16 protein-coding genes are annotated in these 19,031 nt (G+C 43.4%); 4 read left to right on the forward strand and 12 right to left on the reverse strand.

The features are described 5' to 3' along the window. The first annotated feature begins 251 nt into the window (after positions 1-251). Positions 252-2,660 (forward strand): transglycosylase domain-containing protein, encoded by a 2,409-nt coding sequence (locus DBT49_RS06845; protein WP_111835140.1) that lies wholly within the window; start codon positions 252-254, stop codon positions 2,658-2,660. 460 nt (positions 2,661-3,120) lie between these two features. On the opposite strand, the gene DBT49_RS06850 is transcribed toward DBT49_RS06845, so the two are convergent. The 4 genes from DBT49_RS06850 to DBT49_RS06865 form a co-directional block, all read right to left on the reverse strand. Beyond that, entirely contained in the window at positions 3,121-3,888 is a 768-nt protein-coding gene (locus tag DBT49_RS06850) for an ABC transporter ATP-binding protein (protein ID WP_070560499.1), read from the reverse strand. Positions 3,889-3,890: 2 nt separating this feature from the next. After that, a complete protein-coding gene (locus DBT49_RS06855) occupies positions 3,891-4,787 on the reverse strand; it encodes an ABC transporter permease (protein ID WP_060779084.1) in 897 nt (298 codons plus the stop codon). A 5-nt stretch (positions 4,788-4,792) separates the two neighbouring features. Beyond that, the gene (gene trpX, locus DBT49_RS06860; protein ID WP_070560497.1) at positions 4,793-5,845 is read right to left on the reverse strand and encodes a tryptophan ABC transporter substrate-binding protein; all 1,053 of its coding nucleotides are present in this window, start codon (positions 5,843-5,845) and stop codon (positions 4,793-4,795) included. A gap of 320 nt (positions 5,846-6,165) precedes the next feature. Continuing rightward, a complete protein-coding gene (locus DBT49_RS06865; protein WP_070560496.1) occupies positions 6,166-7,182 on the reverse strand; it encodes an alpha/beta hydrolase in 1,017 nt (338 codons plus the stop codon). Positions 7,183-7,526: 344 nt separating this feature from the next. Here DBT49_RS06865 and DBT49_RS06870 point away from each other — a divergent pair, with 344 nt between their 5' ends. Further along, positions 7,527-8,108, forward strand: a complete 582-nt coding sequence (locus DBT49_RS06870; RefSeq protein ID WP_070560495.1) for a histidine phosphatase family protein — start codon at positions 7,527-7,529, stop codon at positions 8,106-8,108. 95 nt (positions 8,109-8,203) lie between these two features. Here DBT49_RS06870 and DBT49_RS06875 read toward each other — a convergent pair whose 3' ends face one another. Together DBT49_RS06875 and murB are read right to left on the reverse strand one after the other, a co-directional pair. Beyond that, on the reverse strand, positions 8,204-9,874 hold the full coding sequence (locus DBT49_RS06875) for a DUF3744 domain-containing protein (protein WP_141745227.1): 1,671 nt from the start codon (positions 9,872-9,874) through the stop codon (positions 8,204-8,206). Between the two features lie 272 nt (positions 9,875-10,146). Continuing rightward, entirely contained in the window at positions 10,147-11,052 is a 906-nt protein-coding gene (gene murB / locus DBT49_RS06880) for a UDP-N-acetylmuramate dehydrogenase (RefSeq protein ID WP_070560492.1), read from the reverse strand. Between the two features lie 171 nt (positions 11,053-11,223). Between murB and DBT49_RS06885 the strand changes: the two genes are divergently transcribed. After that, entirely contained in the window at positions 11,224-11,463 is a 240-nt protein-coding gene (locus DBT49_RS06885; RefSeq protein ID WP_070560490.1) for a hypothetical protein, read from the forward strand. 246 nt (positions 11,464-11,709) lie between these two features. On the opposite strand, the gene DBT49_RS06890 is transcribed toward DBT49_RS06885, so the two are convergent. Then, positions 11,710-12,282 carry a GNAT family N-acetyltransferase gene (locus DBT49_RS06890; RefSeq protein WP_070560488.1) on the reverse strand — a complete coding sequence of 191 codons (573 nt, stop codon included), beginning with the start codon at positions 12,280-12,282 and terminating at the stop codon, positions 11,710-11,712. 2 nt (positions 12,283-12,284) lie between these two features. Then, complete coding sequence (gene tsaE, locus DBT49_RS06895) at positions 12,285-12,752, reverse strand: tRNA (adenosine(37)-N6)-threonylcarbamoyltransferase complex ATPase subunit type 1 TsaE (RefSeq protein ID WP_070560486.1); 468 nt, start codon at positions 12,750-12,752, stop codon at positions 12,285-12,287. A gap of 195 nt (positions 12,753-12,947) precedes the next feature. Here tsaE and DBT49_RS06900 point away from each other — a divergent pair, with 195 nt between their 5' ends. Further along, positions 12,948-13,493 (forward strand): TIGR01440 family protein, encoded by a 546-nt coding sequence (locus DBT49_RS06900; RefSeq protein ID WP_070560484.1) that lies wholly within the window; start codon positions 12,948-12,950, stop codon positions 13,491-13,493. Positions 13,494-13,591: 98 nt separating this feature from the next. Here DBT49_RS06900 and DBT49_RS06905 read toward each other — a convergent pair whose 3' ends face one another. From DBT49_RS06905 to DBT49_RS06920, 4 genes are all read right to left on the reverse strand, one after another. Further along, positions 13,592-15,787, reverse strand: a complete 2,196-nt coding sequence (locus DBT49_RS06905) for an RNA degradosome polyphosphate kinase (protein WP_070560483.1) — start codon at positions 15,785-15,787, stop codon at positions 13,592-13,594. A gap of 148 nt (positions 15,788-15,935) precedes the next feature. Then, positions 15,936-17,498 carry a Ppx/GppA family phosphatase gene (locus DBT49_RS06910; RefSeq protein ID WP_070560481.1) on the reverse strand — a complete coding sequence of 521 codons (1,563 nt, stop codon included), beginning with the start codon at positions 17,496-17,498 and terminating at the stop codon, positions 15,936-15,938. Between the two features lie 126 nt (positions 17,499-17,624). Beyond that, positions 17,625-18,197, reverse strand: a complete 573-nt coding sequence (locus DBT49_RS06915) for a GNAT family N-acetyltransferase (protein ID WP_070560479.1) — start codon at positions 18,195-18,197, stop codon at positions 17,625-17,627. A 167-nt stretch (positions 18,198-18,364) separates the two neighbouring features. Continuing rightward, positions 18,365-18,958 carry a DUF4230 domain-containing protein gene (locus DBT49_RS06920; RefSeq protein ID WP_111872375.1) on the reverse strand — a complete coding sequence of 198 codons (594 nt, stop codon included), beginning with the start codon at positions 18,956-18,958 and terminating at the stop codon, positions 18,365-18,367. Positions 18,959-19,031: the final 73 nt, after the last annotated feature.

Raw genomic sequence — 19,031 nt, forward strand, 5'->3', positions numbered from 1 at the left:
TTCGTTTTTAGTCTATAATCTACAATTCTTAATTCTACCAAAAACAGCTAAATGGCGCAAGTTCAAGCTTCCGCTTTTACGGACTGGTCCAGTCATCCACATAGTCAGTCACCCAGACTTTTGCTATAATAATTAGGAGTTCATAAGGAGGGATTATTATTAATCAACATTCACCTATCCACAATAATAATCAGGAGGAAAAGCCTGCTTGGAAAGATCGATTCTTCTTTTCCAGCAATGTCTTCTTTTCAGTGATCAAACGCCTGCTAGGCTATGTCCTGGTTCTGGGTCTACTCAGTTTAGCCTTAGCTATGGGGGTAGCTAGCGGATTTTTCTTAGGATTAACCGAAGACCTTCCCAACCCCTCCCCTGAGGAAATGGCTAGCCAAATTCAAAACTTGGAAGAAGTCTCGACCCTCACCTACAATGACGGTTCCCTGATCGATGAAGTCCGCAGTGACCTAGTGAGAAAGAATGTTCAATTAGAAGAGATTTCGCCACAGATTGTTCACGGCCTAGTGGCTACTGAAGATGAACACTTTTTTAAACACCATGGTGTAGTCCCCAGTGCGATCCTGCGTGCAATCGTCTCCCAAGTCCTGGGCGGGTCTTCTTCAGGCGGGTCAACCATTACCCAGCAATTGGTCAAGCAACGCTTCTTATCTAACGAAGTCTCCTTTGAACGGAAGGCTAAAGAAATGCTCTTAGCCAACCGTTTAGAAAATTATTTTTCTAAGGAACAAATCCTGGAATCCTATCTTAATACCTCTCCTTTTGGTCGTAACAATAAGGGCGAAAATATTGCTGGTATTGAGGCAGCTGCTGAAGGTATCTTTGGCAAAAGCGCCGACCAAGTTAACTTACCTCAGGCCGCCTTTTTAGTAGGGATGCCCCAAAATCCCTATAACTATACTCCCTATGATAGCGAGGGCCAATTAAAATCCCCAGAAGCCCTTAATTACGGGGTAGAACGGATGCAGGAAGTCCTCGACCGGATGCGCTTAGAAAATTATATTAGTCAGGAAGACTACGAAAAAGCTAAAAACTACGATATAAAAAGTGACTTTATCCAGGCCGACAGCCAAGTTGATGAGGCTGATTCAAGCACTGGGCAAAAGAATACTTATCTCTACCAACAAGTGGAAAAGCAAAGCCTTAAACTCCTCATGCAGCGTTTTATGGCCATGGATGGAGTCAGTGAAGAAGATATTCAAGCCGATGACAACCTACGTAGTGAATACCAACAACGGGCCGATTCTTATTACCGTAATGGCGGCCTAACCGTTAAGACCACAGTTGATCCTAATATCTATCAGCTTCTCAACCAAACGGTCGCCAATCAAGCTGGTTCCCTGGGACAAACTTATATGACCTCTCAAAATAATCCAGAAACCGGTGAAAGCGAAGCCATCCCCCTCCCTGTCCAAACCGGCAATGTCCTTATCGAAAATGCTAGCGGAAGAATCTTAGGCTTTGTTGGAGGGATTGACTTCGACCAAAACCAAGTGGACCATGCCTTTGACATGCGACGGTCACCAGGTTCCATGTTCAAGCCCTTGCTGACTTATGGACCAGCTATCCAAGAGGGTTTAGCCTTTCCAAGTACCCTAATCGCTGATACCCCTATTCGTATCCAGCAAGCCGATGGGTCTTACTATGAACCGTCCAACTATGGAAATAATATCTCCAATCAGTTGGTGACCTTCCGCCATGCCCTAGCCAATTCCTTGAATAACCCGACCATTTATCTCTACCAACACCTTTTAAAACATGGTGTCGATATCCAAGCTTATGTCGATCGTTTAGGCCTAGACCAAGCCGTTACGGAAAATGAAGTCAAGGATAATGTCGCCCTATCCATTGGAGGAACCCAAACAGGCCCGACTGTCGTTGAATTAGCGGCCGCTTTTGCGACTTTTGCTAACGGCGGCCAAAGCATCAGCCCTTACCTCATTGAAAGCATTTCTGATAGTAATGGGAACTTTATTTATCAACATCAAAACTACCAAGAACCTGTCTTTGATAAAGAAAGCAGTGATATCATGATTGATGTCTTGAAAGATACCCATCGGACCGGGACTTTCCAACCATATAGTGGCGGTTTGAATGCTTTTTCGGATATCTATATGAAAACAGGGACCTCAGAGGATTTCAATGACCATTGGATTGGAGGCTCAAGCCCAAGGATTACGCTCATGTCATGGATTGGATACGATAATACTTACCAGCGCCATACCTTAAATGATGACGGCAATGCCAGTTTTGCCAATCCGGTAGAACGCCACGCTAAACACTGGCTGAGCTTGCTCAATCAGTTGAATAACTATGATCCGCAAATGATGGGCTCTAGTGAGACTTTCACCCCTTCCCAGCAACTAATCCGCCAAAAAGTTGTCAAAGAAACCGGAACACTCCCCGGCAGCTTTACGGGGCCTTACAATACCCAATACCGAATTCCGATCAGTCAAGCTAGTGAAGAAGGGCTCTTTCCTAATCAAGCTGCTATCCCCAAGGCTCAATTTGACTTTGCCATTGGAGCCAGCTTAGAAGAACAAGTCCATGCCCTAGAACCCTATCGAATCAAAAATAACAGTCAAGTCAACCAAAAAGTCAATGAAATCTTAGACCTCTATGAACAAGTTCATCAAAAAGAGGACTAATTATTAGAAAAAGCAGTCATGCGTTTTGTGAGCATAACTGCTTTTTTCTTTAGCTTAATTATCTGACTTTAAACGTGCGCTTGTCGGACTGTCTAGTTGAGTTCGGACGCCAGCCTTGAAGTTGCTTCAGAAAATTCCAACACACAGTTTCCTGTGCTTATGGTATTTTCCTCCAGCAATTCAAGTCTCTGACGGCGTCCTCACATCCTTTCCAAACGTGCTCCAAGCGCGAGGCGAGCTCCATTTCAGAAGCCCTTGTAAATCCTCTTTGAGGATTTACTGCGCACTTCTTCCAATGGTCTCCCCTCTTTTTGCGCTTGTCACACTCTATCCAAACGTGTTCCAAAAGTCAGCCCTGACGTCCACTTCACTAAAGGACGACGAATTCTTCTTAAGAATTCTTTCGTCCTTTAGATCCAGTGGTTCAGGGCTCTTTTTGACTTTTGTCACACTCTAATCCTTATACCAAGTCTTCCATGATTGTGTAGAGTTCTTGGCTGGATAGGTTTTCTTTTTCTTCTTGGGTGAAGTCGCGGATTATTTCTCCGTGATGGAGTAAGATCATCCGATTGCCATAGGTTAGGGCATCTTGTAAGTTGTGGGTGATCATTAGGGCGGTGAGTTTTTCTTCTTGCACTTGTTGGTTGGTGAGCTCTAAAATCCTACGTGAGGTCTTAGGGTCCAAAGCTGCCGTGTGTTCATCCAACAATAGGAGTTTGGGCTTAACGATAGTAGCCATTAATAAGGCAATGGATTGGCGTTGTCCACCGGATAATTTACCCATTTCAGCATTCAAACGGTTTTCAAGACCCAGGCCAATTTGCGATAGAGTTTGGCTGAAATAGGCCTCTTTGTCATTAGTAATAGCCATACTCAAGCCCCGCTTTTGCCCTCGTTTAGCAGCCAGAGCCAGGTTTTCAGCGACGGTCATCCGCGGAGCGGTTCCCATTTTAGGATCTTGGAAGACCCGGGAAATCGACCCTGCCCGCTCTTCTTCACTCTTAGTGGTAATATCCTTTTCCTCCAAGAAGATTTCGCCACTATCTAAGGCAAAGGTCCCAGCAATGGCATTGAGTAAGGTGGATTTCCCCGCACCATTCCCCCCAACAATGGTAATGAAGTCGCCTTGATTCACTGAAAGGTCAATGCCTTTCAAAGCATGAAAAGCATCCAGGGTTCCGGGATTAAAGGTTTTATTGATGTTATTAAGCTTTAATACTTGACTCATGATTAAGCCTCCTTACTGCGAATATTCTTGGTCCGGCCGCTTCCCATTTTGCTTCTAATCGTTGGAATAGCCAAGCAAAGACCCACGATGATGGCTGAGAAGAGCTTAAAGTCATTGGCTTCAAAATTAAGCATGAGAACAAGACCAAGGAGTAAACGGTAGACAATAGAACCAGCTACGATGGTAGCTAAACGCATGGACAGGCTAACATTAGGGAAGAGAACTTCACCAATAATGATGGCAGCTAAGCCAATCACCACAGTCCCAATCCCCATGGAGATATCTGCATAACCATTGCTGTTGGCTACTAAGACACCGGCAACAGCAATCAATCCATTGGCTAGCATGTAGCCTAGCATGGTCATTTCGTGGGTATCAATCCCTAAGGACTTGGCCATCACCAGGTTATCCCCAGTAGCAATCAGAGCTTGACCCATTTCTGTTTTAAAGAAGAGACTCATCAAACAAATCACAATAGCAGATACCACCAGACCAATGACGATGGTATCGATATTTCTACCAAGGTTAAGAGGTTCTAGTAAGGTTTTTAAGGTTTTTTGACCCGTTAGAGAAATATTGGCCGAGCCCATAATCTTCAGATTGACAGAGTAAAGTCCGGTCATGGTAATAATCCCAGCGAGTAAGGGATTAATACTTAGCTTGGTAGTCAATAAACCGGTAATGGCACCTCCGGCCATCCCCCCTAAAAAGGAGATTAGGATAGCGATGAGAGGATGGATACCGAAATGAATGGCTTGGACGCCTAAAGCCGCCCCTAGGGTAAAGGAACCTTCAGTCGTCATATCAGGAGCATTTAAAATCCGAAAAGAAATATAAATCCCCAGTCCCATGACAGCCCAGATACTGCCCTCGGATAAGGCACTAGTAATTAAATCAATCATTTTTATTTACCCTCCTTTGCCACGTCAGTAGCTTCATTGACGACATCACTTGGAATTTCGATGCCTAGTTCATTAGCCTTCTTAGAATTAATGGTTAAGGCCTTCTTCTCTGGAATAACAACGGAATAATTTCTTGGGTCAGCCCCCTCAATCAAGTCAGCAAGGACATTGGCTGAATCAACCCCTAATTGGTATTGGTTGAGTCCAACTGTAGCCATCCCGCCGTCAACAACCATGGTGTCAACCACTGGGAATACTGGAATTTTATAATGGTCAGTGACCGAAATTAAGGTGTTCATAGAAGAAGCAATCGAGTTGTCATTAGGTACCCAGATGGCTTCCACTTCTTGGGCCAATTGTTCAGCCACTTGGGCCAAGTCGTTAGTCGAAGTGATGGTTTTTTCAACGACATTCAAGCCTAACTCTTTGGCATGTTCTTTAGCCATGCGGACATTATTTTGGGCATTGGTTTCAGAAGAATTGTAAATAATCCCCACCGTTTTAATATCTGGCATCACTCGTTTAATCAGATCAAATTGTTCCTTGACCGGTGGGACATCACGAACCCCAGTCACTTGGAAGCCTGGTTGGTCTAAATCTTTAACCAAGCCAGCCCCAACTGGGTCGGAAACAGCTGCCATTACTACAGGAACCTGGTCATTGGCCACATTCTTTAGGGCTTGGGCCGCTGGTGTGGCAATACCGACTAAGTATTCAGCGCCATCAGAAACCATTTTATCGGATAACATTTTCAGATTGTTTTGGTCACCTTGACCATTGGCAAAGTCAATTTCAACGTTTTCACCATTAACATAACCCCGCTCAGCCAGTTGGTCATAGACCCCTTGACGAATATCATCTAAGGCTGGGTGTTCTGTTAGTTGTAAAAGTCCGATGCGAATCTTATGGTCAGTGTCTTTGATATCTTCTTGACTGACATTGGTTTTTGCCTGGTTTTCACTGGCTGTCCGGTGTTGAATTAAAGTTGGCATGGCCAAGAACAAAACGGCTAAAGCGGTAATTAATATAACTCCAAAACTTGTAATCTTTTTCATAGGGCACTCCTTTACAATAAAAAAATCCTCCAACTCTAGAAGCTGCAGGATAAAAAAATCCCGCACAGACTATTCATGTGGTCCATGCGGGAATTCTTATTAAGTCGAGCTACCGCACAGATACAGCTTCAAAAAAACGCTGAAGTTGTATCTATGCTGATCACAGTATAAACACAACTACACCATGCGGATTTGCCATGAAAATGTAGTAATTTGTTTAAGTGACATTGTAGCGACTCCTCTCTGATATGTTATATGTAATATAACAGATATTTGAGCTAAGGACAAGCCCTATTTTCATTTTCCTTAAAATTCTCTTTTTATTCTTTATTTCCATCCCCATAGTCTTGGATAAATTGGAAGATCTTCTGGTAATAAGTGGTGGGCTCTTTGTACTTGGCTTCGGCATGGCCAGCTTCAGGAACGATGTAAAGTTCCTTAGGCCCCTTGGCTTTAGCATCATAGAGTTCTCGGGCCATGGATACCGGAACGAAGTCATCCGCTGCGCCGTGAATAAATAAAATCGGTAGGGACGACTGGGCAACGTATTCTAAGGTATTTCCTTCGCGTAAATCATAGCCCGCCCGCAGTCTTGCCATGGTATTAGCCATATAGAGGACTGGAAAAGTGGGGAGATTAAAACGTTTATCTAACTCAGAAGCAAAAATATCCCAAATACTTGAATAACCACAGTCAGCAACAACTGCTTTGACGGCTGCAGGCAGCTTGTCTGAGGCCATTAGAACGGTAGCACTCCCCATGGAAGTACCGTGGAGGACAATCTGGGCCTGACTATCGCGGTCAATCAGCCACTGAACCCATTGCAGTAAGTCCTGACTGTCTAGGTAGCCCATGCCAATATATTGGCCCTGACTAGGCGCATGGGCTCTTAAGGAGATGGTTAGGACCTGGTAACCCTTTTGATAAAAAGCGGGCGCAATATCATAGGAATCCGCCTCTTGACCTTGGTAACCATGGACAATCAAGGCATATTTATGTTGGTCAGAGTCATTATGGAACAAATTTCCGCTCAAAGCGAGCCCGTCTTGAGAGCGAATGCTTACCGCTTCCTTTTTATCCCCTACCTGGTCTAACCAAGCCTTAGCGTCCGCTTTGGCCTGGGCCTTATTGGCATTAATTTCATGAACAGCTGACTTAGTCTGACCCGGCTTTGTCTCCTGATCAACTTGGCGGTCTTGCCCACCCTGGTTAGGCACCAAGGCATAATCAACAAAATAATTCCCTACAAAATAAGTGGCAGCCAGGGAAATCACTGTCAGCAGGGCTAATGAAATGCCCAACTTTTTTAACCAAGTGAGTCCTTTTTTATTCTTCATCCGGTCTAACACCTCCCACAGATTAGTAATAATTTTAGCAGATGGTACAAGAATTGACTATCTTTATCAAAATTTTGATAGGACATAAGGAGAGTGAGACAAAAGTTTAAAAACCCTGAATGGGCCATTTATTGTCTCTCTAATCTTATATATAATGGAGAAGAGAGTGTGATAGTCACGCTAAAGGACGAAATCACTGGAGGAAAATACCATAAGCACAGTTTACAGTGCGTTGGCATTTTCTGAAGCGGACGTTCGCCCTGTAACTGGAACACGTTTAGGAGGGTGCGACAAGTGCGTCAAAGATCAATACCCTTAGAAGAAATACAAACAAAGGAGTCAAGATGGTAAGAGAAATTTTTATTATTCGGCATGGCCAGTCTCTTTATAACTTAGAGGGGAAAATTCAAGGTCAAATCGATAGCCCCCTCAGTTCAAGAGGCATCCAAGAAGCCAAGCAAGCGAAAAACTATTTTGATCAAAAAGGCATCAGTATTGACCTCATCCTCTCATCTCCATTGAAGCGAGCTTATGCCACAGCAAAAATTCTCCAAGGAGATAGGTCCTGCCCCCTAGTGACTGATCAGCGGCTAGCGGAGTGGCGCTATGGTAGCCTTGAAGGAAAAGCGATCAGCGGCCTTGAGGGCGTCAAACTCAATGACCCGCCTAGTGATAAGTATTTTTGCCAATTTGGGGGCGAGTCAGTCACTGCAGTTAAAGGGCGCTTTCAAACAGCCCTTGATGCCGCCCTAAAAACTTATCCTCAAAAAAATATCCTCCTAGTTAGCCATGGGTCAATTATGTACCGCTTCATGTTGGACTATCTCAACCAACCCCTCCCAGCCTTTTCGAATTGTCAAATTTTCCATTTTGAAGAGCTAGAAAAAAGTCTGTTCTTAAAAAATAGTATCAATCCGCTTAACTAAAAAAGGACTGTGTATCATTTTCACAGTCCTTTTACTATCCAGTAAAATATTTCCAATTCTTATTTAGAAGCTAATCGCTTGATGAATAATTGCTTTTAATCTAAATTCTGCTGCATTTCACGGTCGTAATCGACAAATTTACGGATAAAGGTATAGGGATCTACCAAGTCCAATTGCCTTGCGAAGGTGGTTAAACTGGTTTCCCTTAAGCCGGCCTTGTTGAGATAGGCTGGCATAGTCGCCACATCCACCGGTAAGGCATCAATAATCAAATGCCCCTCTGACATAATCAAGGTCCGGCGGCTATACTCCAGCATGACTTCAATGTCATGGGTGGTCATCATAATGGCAATCTGGTATTGATTATTCAAGTCTTGCAAGGTATTCATAATGGCGCGGAAATGCACAAAATCGCGGCCTTCAGTGATCTCTTCAACCACCAATAATTTAGGCTCTTTTAATAGTGAGCGGGCCATAGCTAGGCGAAGTTTGGAAATCTCCGAAAGATGGTCTAAGGGAAAATCTAAGAGATTATCCAAGTTAACCATGGCTAGGACCTGATTAAACTTGTCTTTGAGCTCTTCATCCTGATAATCGCCTTCTACTAGAACAGGACTTTGGGCCAGGTAATCTGCAACGGTTTCTGCTTGTGATTGACTAATATTGGTCACATCATCATTAGTAATCAAACCGACATTGCGGCGGAGATGGTCAAATTGATCCAGGGGAAGTTCTTGGCCCAACCACTTAATCGTTCCCGTCTGAGGCCTTAAGGAGCCACTACACAATTGAGCTAGGAGGGTCTTGCCGCTGCCATTAGGGCCGACGACACTCAGCATTTCTTCTTGGTTAATTTTAAGGTTAATATTGTGGAGTCCCCGCTGATTGCTCTCATTGACAAGGGCTGATACATTATCGAGTTCGAGGAGAACTTCTTTGTTTTCTTGATAACGAAAACGTGGCAGGGTCATAATCCAGTTTTCAATCTTTTGCCTTAGCTGTGGCCCAAAGATATGGTGGACATCCTGGATATTATAAACGTCTTTTAGAGGATAAGCCGCGTAGCGCATAGCGGTAATATAGAAAGGTTCACGAATGCCCAAGGGATTTAAAATACCACTTTCCAAGAGGGCCTTAAGCTGGCCATCGAACACAATCCGCCCTTCTGAAAAGACTAAGACGCGGTCAATGGGACGAGACATCATCGCTTCCAATTGGTGTTCGGAAATAATAATAGTGGCGTCAGTATGAACATGGTAGTCGTCAATAATATCGATAAAGACCTTTTGTTGTTTAGGAGCCAGGGTCTTTAAGGGTTCGTCAAAAATATAGATTTCATTATCTTCTTTTAAGATGTGGGACATGCGGTGGATTTCTTTTTCCCCACGAGAAAGTGCCTGGTATTCTTCCGGTTGCAATTCGCAATCGACCAGTTCATACCAACGCTTTTCGATAGCCTTTTTGTGGTGGTTGACCGATTCATTAGGATTATCATCGATCTTCTCATCAATCACATCACGAATTGCCGTCCCGTCAACTGGCTTGGCAGACTCACCACTGTGAATAATTTCACCAGAAAACTCGCCATCCTCTGGTAGCTCACCCTTCAAGGCTTTAAGAAAAGTTGACTTACCTGATTCATTGGCTCCTAAGATTAAAATTTTCTCACCATGGTTTAGGGTTATGTTGATATCTCTTAATGCCATCCGATATTGACGAGGATATCGGTAGCTAAAGTGACGCATCTGAATCCACGGGCTAGACACGCTGACTCCTCCTCTTATAAACTAGTATCATTCTAATAAATATAGCACAAAAGCTGGACTTAGCCTAATATTTTATGAAAAATCCCTAAAATTTATTTTGTATAATACTATTTTAACTATGCCAGGTAAAAAGCACCAATAAAAGGATTACAACCGCTTACAAACATTTCCCCGCTTTTCACGATTATATGAAAAAAGCCCTAGGGCATATCCACTAGAGCTTAATCTTAATATATTATTCCATTTATCCCATCTCTGGTCGCCAGATAGGCTTACTTGGGATCGCGACCAATAATCCGGACTTCGGTTTCCAGAGTCACATCAAATTCTTTTTTGATCACTTCTTGGACGTGGTGGATCACCGCCAGATAATCAGCCGCAGTGGCATGATCAATATTTACAATAAAACCAGCATGTTTTTTTGATACTTGAGCCCCACCAACCGTATAACCTTGGAGGTCAGCGGCTTGAACGAGTTGGCCGGTAAAGTGCCCCTTAGGTCGCTTAAAGACGCTACCACAAGAAGGCAGGTCGAGGGGTTGCTTGGATTCTCGCAGTTGGGTTAAGTGGTCCATCCTGCCCTTAATTTGGTCATAGTCGCCCGGTTTGAGGTCAAAGACCACACTGACGACACAGTCCCCATTATCTTGGATAATACTGTGGCGGTAGGAAAAGTCTAAGTCTTCATTAGTATAAGTCTTTAAGTCACCAAACTTATCGACCACTTGAACGCTTAGGGGCAGGTCCTTAATCTCGCCATCATAGGCTCCAGCATTCATATAGATCGCTCCCCCAACGCTACCAGGGATCCCGCAAGCAAATTCCAGTCCTGTTAAAGCCGCATCACGAGCAGCCCGGGTCACGTCAATAATGCGCGCCCCCGCCTCAGCGAAGACCTGGTGATCTTTCACTTTAATGGCTGCCATTTGGGTCAGCATAAAGACGATTCCTTCAATACCGCCATCACGGACGATAACATTACTGGAATTTCCCATCACCATAAAGGGCAACTGGAGTTCATTGGCCTTTTTGATCATGGCTTGAAGTTCCTGGCTACTTTGGGGAAAGACCAAGAGATCAGCCGGGCCGCCGGTTTTCGTATAGGCATAGTGCTTCAGCGGCTCATTGATTTTGATATGTTCTGGGCTAAAAGCATCGATAAAGGCTTGAAAATCCATCTGTATCCCTCGCTTCTTCTTAATCAGAGTAAGTCATTTTTTAGGTTAAACCCTTACTCTTATCACAAATGTTATGATAGCATAAAATAGTCTTTTAATTTAGTCCCAAAAGGACTTTTAAGCTTTTCTTATCCTAGCCATCATTAACGATTTACCAGAAAGGAAAATTCCATGAACAAATCACGTCGTCAAGCCCTACTTATGACTGCCTTGAGTTTAATCTATGCTACCTACCAACTGCAAAAGCCCGCTGATCATCTGACTGGCTACCACCTCTTCTTAGGCCACTTACTCCCGATTGTCGCCACTGTCTTTGCCCTTAACGAGAAGAAGGCCGGCCTCAAGTGGACCCTGGTTGCTATTAACCTCTTCCTGCTAGCCATTATGGTCTATGTCTTTTGGATGTCGTAAAAATTGAGAGTGCGACAAGCGCACCAAAGAGCAAGACCGCTGGAAGAAAAAGACGTAAAAATTCTCAAAGAGAATTTGTCGCCTTTTTCTGAAGCGGACGCTTGCTCTGCGCTTGGAGCATGTTTTTGATTAGATAGTTTGTACTTAAAAAGAGCTGCCCTTATATAGTGACCTCCAAAAGTTGAACTAGGACTTCAACTTTTGGAGCGCTACACTTACCGGGCAACTCTTTTTCTTATTTAATCATTAGTCTTCTTCACTTGCAGGTAAGTCATCGTCTGCCTCTTGCTGGTCATTTAAGACACTTAAACCCATGATTAGGGTGTCTTGGAACTCTCCTTGGGCATATTGTCCTCCAGGAATACGTCCCAGCTCTTCAAAATGAAATTTCTCATACAGCTTAATGGCCCGGACGTTATTGACATTCACTTCCAGGCGGATATAGCGCAAAATCGGGCTTTCCTTGGCCCAGCCCAGCATATCTTCCATTAAGACATGGCTCAAGCCTAAACTCCAAAAGCGCCTGAGGATAGAAATACCTAATTCGCCCACATGCTCTTCCTTGGAACCTTCTGGGGCCCCGATTGAAGCGACTCCGATAATTTCATCATCTAATAAGGCAATTAGGACCCGGTTATTCAAGCTTTCTTGGATACTTTTTAAATACCTTTGTTCTTGTTCCTGGTTGATACCGAGGCCTTGGGAAGTAAAACTGAGAAAATCAGATTCGCCGCCCACCTTCTTATAAAAGTCTAATAGGGCCTTGGCATGTTTTTGTTCTGCGTCTACTAAAGTAATTTGTATTTCTTCACGTTTCATGCTTATTCTGCCAAACTTTCTAATAATTCTGCTGCTAATTCCTTACCGCGTCCACCATTATATGCTAGGCTAATCCGGCGCTCGGTTTCCGATTCCTTATGGATAGTCAGCCACAGGTAAGGCGTTTCTAAGTCTTCCTTAATGAACTGGGGCCATTCAACCACAGTGACCCCGTCGCCCTCTAGGTATTCTTCAATCCCCAATCCTTCTGCCCCAGTTTCCTCTAAACGGTAGGCATCCATGTGGTAGAGGGGCAGCCGGCCCATTTGATATTCGCGCATAATGGTAAATGTCGGACTCTTAATCGCCTTATTAATCCCTAAAGCATGGGCAAAATAGCCCGTAAAGGTAGTTTTTCCCGCCCCTAGGTCTCCTTCTAAGCAGATGACATCCCCTGCTTGAACCAAGTCGGCTAATTTTTGGGCGGTTTTTTCGGTATCCTTTTCATTATGCCATTTGATCTCTGACATGCTTTCACCTCAATACTCTCTTGTCTTTTTTCATAGACTCCCTTCCATTTTAGCATGGTAAACAAAAGCTGCCTAGTTTTTCATCACTTATGGGACAATCTTATTCACGGCAGTAAGCTCCCCAGCATATTCTAAGCTTATTCCGTATAGTTTTTGCTATAATAGGCGTAAACTAAGTACAAAGAAGGGATTATCATGAAAGAAGAAGTGCAAGCACAAGCGCGGAAATTGATAGAAGAACTAATCAATAAGGCTCAGCTAAAGTCCGGAATGACCGTAGTGGTTGGCTGCTCCACTAGTGAAATTATGGGAGAAAGAATTGGGACGGACTCCCAACCCGAAATTGGAAAAGCGGTCTTTGACGCCATCCACCAAAGCTTAGACCAAGCCGGAATATACTTAGCCACCCAATGCTGTGAGCACCTTAACCGGGCCATTGTCACTGAACGAGAAGCCCGTCCTTTTGCTCCCACAGTGAATGTGGTCCCCCAACCTAAGGCAGGCGGGTCATTTTCCACAGCGGCCTACCAAGCCTTCCAAGATCCTATCGTTATTGAAGAGATTCAAGCCGATGCCGGGATTGATATTGGGAACACCTTGATTGGTATGCACCTCAAACCAGTGGCTGTTCCTCTGCGCTTAGAAAACCACCGGATCGGTTCCGCCTGGGTCAACGCTGCCCGCACCCGTCCGAAGTTTATTGGAGGCGAACGCGCCCACTACAATGACCAATTAAAATAATTATTTCCATAATAAAAACACTTGCCCGATTTCCACATCTAGCACCAGACTGACTGAAACATCATGTGGTATTGGCAAGTGTTTTTTAATTATCTCTTTTAATCGTCTTTATGCCGGTTAGTTAAAAAGCGAGTCATCCGCTTGAAAAAATTTGGTGAAGACGGGGTAATGCGCATAACACTCTCATTACGGCGACTTTCGGCTTCTTGCATCATTTGTTCTTGGGAATTAATAGCCTTATCGCCGGATTTGACATGACGATAAACGCCATCACTGCCTAATTCTCTGGCTTTTTGATTATCGGCTAGTTCTACTTCTAAGAAATGGATAATTTGAGCTTCAATATCTTGGTCAATAATTGGAAACTCAATTTCTACCCGGCGAATCATATTTCTAGTCATCATATCCGCAGAAGAGAGGAAGACATGTTTTTGACCATTGCGGTAGAAGTAGTAGATCCGACTGTGTTCCAAGAAGCGACCTACGATCGAACGGACCCGAATATTTTCCGATAGGCCTTCAACTTGGGGACGTAAACAACAAATTCCCCGGATAATCAGATCAATTTGTACCCCGGCCTGACTTGCTTCATAGAGTTTTTTGATGAGGGGTTTATCGGTCAAGGAGTTCATCTTAGCAATAATGCGCCCGTTGCCGTATTTTTTCTGATTTTCAATTTCTTCATCAATGTAATCCGTCAGGGAATCCCGAATAGCAAATGGTGAAACATGGAGGGCCTCATAATCAGGTACTTCACTATAGCCGCTTAGGAAGTTAAAGAACTTGGACCCATCACTAGTTAGGGCTTCATTAGTCGACAGAATCCCCATATCCGTGTATTGTTTAGCCGTTTTGTCATTGTAGTTCCCGGTTCCTAGGTGGATGTAGCGTTGGATTTTTCCAGCTTCCCGTCTCACCACCAGGGTAATTTTACTGTGGGTTTTGAGTTCACTTAAGCCATAAAGGACATGACAACCAGCGTCTTCGAGTTCTCTCGCCCAGTGGACATTATTCTCTTCGTCAAAGCGGGCCTTCAGTTCCACCAAGACTGTAACTTCCTTACCATTTTCCGCGGCCTTTTTCAAGGATTTGACAATCGGCGAATGCTTGGATACCCGGTAGAGGGTCATCTTGATGGCTACTGTTTTTGGATCTGAAGCAGCATGGTCGACAAAGGACAAGATTGGTTTGAAAGAGTCGTAAGGATGGTGGAAGAATAGATCGCCCTTTCTGATTAATTGGTAGAGATTTTCGCCATGGTAGTTGGGATATTCTACCGGTTCAAAATCGGGATACATCCATTCAGGGTGATCTTCACTGATATCATCCACCAGGTCAAATAAGAAGGTCAAATCAAGCGGTCCATTAATGGGATACAGGCCTTCCTCTGGCACCTTCAAATAAGGTTGGACGGTCTCCAAGAAATCCTCATTATTGTGGTCATTCGAACTCTCCCAGCGGGTATCCCATTCAATCCGGACGGTTTTCCCGTGTAGGCGGTTTTTGACATGGTCTTCCATCACGTCCAAGAGGTCCATGACATCATCTTCATTTAATTCAAAGTCAGCGTTCCGGGCAATCCGAAATGGAATCCGACGTTTAATGGTATAACCCTTGAAGAGTGCATTTAAGCCATGGATGACGACATCTTCTACTAAAACATAGGCCTTTCCCTCACCGTCATCTAAAGTGAGGTAACGCTTGAGTAGGGTTGGAATAGGAACAACAGCAATATAGGAATTCTGATCCTTCTCTAGTTCCACTAAAATATTCAAGGCATGATTTTTCAAGTGTGGGAATGGTCGGTAGGCATCAATACCGATAGCCGTTAAGGTGGGCAAAATCAGTTCTTCAAATTGCTCTTTTACTTGTGCTTTTTGTGCTTCATTGAGATCAGCTACTGATTTAAGGTGGTAACCCTTTTTATCCAACAATTCTACCAAGTCGTGGTAGCGGGCATATTGGGCTTTCACATTTCGCGTATTACGCTCATGGATACCTTGCATTAACTGCTTAGGTGACATTTGGGTTTTGTTTTCAGCCACTTGAACGCCATCAAGGTATTGATTATAAACCCCTGCAAAGCGAACCATAATAAACTCATCTAAGTTAGAGCTGACAATCCCTAAAAAATTTAATTGTTCTAACAAGGGATTGTTGGGATCACTGGCTTCTTCAACGCAACGAAAGTTAAAATCTAACCAACTCAGCTCCCGATTATAATAATAATGAGCAGCTGAGTTTTCAGCCTGCAAGGATTGGGTATTTTTTTGATTATTGCTAGTGGTTGACATACTGCACTCTCCTCCATTTTAATGCACAAGTAATACGACAATGTCGATAAAAACAGATAGAAATTATGTGTCACATCGATGATTGGACGCCAGTAAGAAAGTTAACCAGCCAGGATTAAACTATTCAATTAAAATTAACTTTTAACACTTACTCATCAAGACTATCCAGAGGGATAAACTCTAAACTTAAGCTCCCATCCAAGGCCCGGCTGAGATGTTTCTTATGGCGGTTGGCCCGGTATTTTTCGGTAATTATAGGCTCTGTGTGGTAGATTTTCAACAAGTAATTGTCATCTTCATCACGTTCTAAGCGTAATTTTTTGACTGGATCAGTTTTGGAGTAATTTAAGGCTTGGGCAAAGCGAATCATTCCGCCCACTTTCATTAAGTGGTCTTCTTCTTCCTCACTAAACCAATCCTTGAAATTAGTCATATAAAGTTGGAAGAGCGACCGGTTCTTATAGGAACTCAAGAGCGCTAAACGCACCCGGTCCAAATGAGAAAAGCCTAGGAGATTGGTGTTAGAGAGCAGGTAGAAGGTGTGTTGGGAATCGGCCTCCCGACTGACAAAACTAGCAAAGCGATAGAGGTAGGCCGCAAATTCGATCATTTCTCTTTCTTCATCGTCAAAAGTAAATTGATCCAAATCACACATTTGTTGGTAGAGACTCAAACAAAGATCAACGTGTTGCTGGGTTCCTGCTGCGTTAAAGGGCAGGTCATGAGCAATTTTTCTGGTGGAACGCAGGCGGATGAGCTGGGTATCAATCGGGGTATTATAATTCTTATTAATATCCTCTAAGATAATCCCTTCCCGCAAACCTTGGGTAGAAACTGTGAAATTTTTTGCCTTCGACAATTTGAAGAGTTCAATAAAGGCAATCAAAGCTGGTACGATCAAATCCGTCCGTTCAGTACTCAAGCCTTCAATATCATCCAAATCCTTAGGCTTGGTATCTAAAACCATATCCAAGGTTTCTTCTAAATCATCTAAAGTCATCTGATAACCGTGAAGCCCCGCAATCGGGTAATTATGCATGCGCTGATGCATTTCGGCCACATTACGGACTGAGCCCCCAATCCCAATTAAAGGCAACTTAGCCTTCTTGAGCCAGGATTCTTGCTTAAATTGACTGCGGATATAATCCCTAGCCGCTTCAATGGCGTCTTCATCATTATGGTCCTTATTCTTAAAAAAGCGTTCACGAATGTAGACCACACCAAATGGAAAACTATGGAAGGTATCCATGGCCTTGTCTTGATACTTGGTGACCTCACAAGATCCTCCACCGATATCAATGGTGAGCGCATTGGGAATAGTAATAGCATGCATGACGGCATACTGGCCAAAGCGAGCTTCTTCTTCCTCAGAAATAACCCCAATAGTGATGCCGGTTTTTTCTTTGACACGGTTGATAATTTCTTCTTGGTTAGCCGATTGCCGGACGGCTGCCGTAGCCAGGGCTTTAATTTCATTCACTTTAAAGTTTTTGATAATGGTTGCAAAGTCATCTAAGGCAGTGATTAAGCGCTGGATACCCGTATCGCTCATGTATTTTTTATCATCTTTTTCAATGAGGTATTGGCTCAATTGTGACGGCACTTTGACGTTTTGAAGTTCTTCAAAATTATACCAGTCATCAATCCCGTAGATAACCAGACGGATGGTGTTTGACCCAATATCAATAATCGCTTTTCGCTCTTGAAACATGACATAGTCCTTCCTATTATAAAAATGCCAAGGACTCTCCTTGAAATTCAATTTTATTATAACGAATGTCAGCCCCCGGCTCAATTATTTACCTTCTTAAAGTACAATTTGAGCTACTTAGAAAACTTAAATGGCCTTAATCATATGATAATGCGGATGTCCCCCAATAATCAATTCCGAAATGGTTTCAAAGCCTAAGCGTTGGTAAAGCGTCAGGGCGCGTCGGTTATGGAAGTCCACATTTAAGGAAAGCTTGTGATAATTTTTTTCACGGCCGACTTGGCTGAGATGGGCGATCAGTTGACGGGCATAGCCCTTGCCTTCCTCTCCCTGCTTGGTTGCTAAGGAATCCAGGTAGAATTCATCCACTAAGGCTTCTGTCTCTGCAAAGCTTCTCGGGATTTGGTCAAGGGAATAGCCCATTTCCAGCATGGTAGTCTCCAGAGGGCTCTCAATAATAGGATCCAAGACGCCTGGATAAGCATAGGCCACAGCGACTAATTGGTCGGCTTCAAAGACCCCATAGCCGTGAGCGTATCCGTAACGGTAATAGGGTTTCTTCATAGCTTGAGCGATAATTTTGCCACTAGTCTCCCACCCATATTCATTAATTAAAGGCTCATCTAAGTGTTCTAAGATGACCTTAATCACCTGATAACTCGCCTGGGTATCCGATATTTTTAACTGTCTAATTTCCATAAATTATTTTTCCCCTTTTCTAAATTTGTGTCCTCTTGCTTTAGTATAGACAAGCCTGACCGAGTCTGCAAATCTCCTTATCTGAATTGAATAATCTAAACAAAAGGCCCCTATAAAGTAAAAAATCCAAGCCTGGTAAAAACAGCGCTTGGATTTTTCATCAGTCTTTAGTGGACATTGATCGTATAGTTTTTCTGAATGGTGGGGTCCATATTTAATATTTCTTTGATAGTCCTTTCAGTATTTTGCTTGGCAGCTTCCAATAAGCCCTTATCTTTGGCTTCTTCTTCTGAAGCTTTCTTTTGTTCATTGGTGAAGTTAGCATAGTCATCCACCGTCATCTTATTGAAAATCGATGCCTCTTCATCAAAGACCTTGACCGAATCGCTATCGATATCATGGGAGAGAATCTTCACCTCAGGCAATGTGACATCAATAGTTTGGTCTTGAACCTTAACATCAATAGCGCTGAGATCGATTCCGACATGGATCACCCCGTCATAGGAAACAATAAATTTCTTTGTGGTGAAGGGCAAATTCCAGTTATAGAATTTTCTTTGGTTTTCAAAGGAAGCCGTATTGGTATAGAAGTATTTGGTCGTGGTTAACTCCTTGGCTTGTTCTAGGCGGTTACCCACTAATTCCGAAGTAATTTCGGTTTGGCTATCCTGCTTACCGAGATAATGACCGCCAATAAAGGCAACCGCTAGTAATCCTAAGATGGTCACTAGGACCCCTAAAAATTTCTTAAATCGTCGCATATATTCCCTCTTTTCTGATAATCATTATAGCAAAAAGTCAGCCAATCGCACTTTTTAAAGCTTGCTTACACTT

The sequence above is a fragment of the Aerococcus mictus genome, assembly GCF_003286595.3.
Classification (GTDB): domain Bacteria; phylum Bacillota; class Bacilli; order Lactobacillales; family Aerococcaceae; genus Aerococcus; species Aerococcus mictus.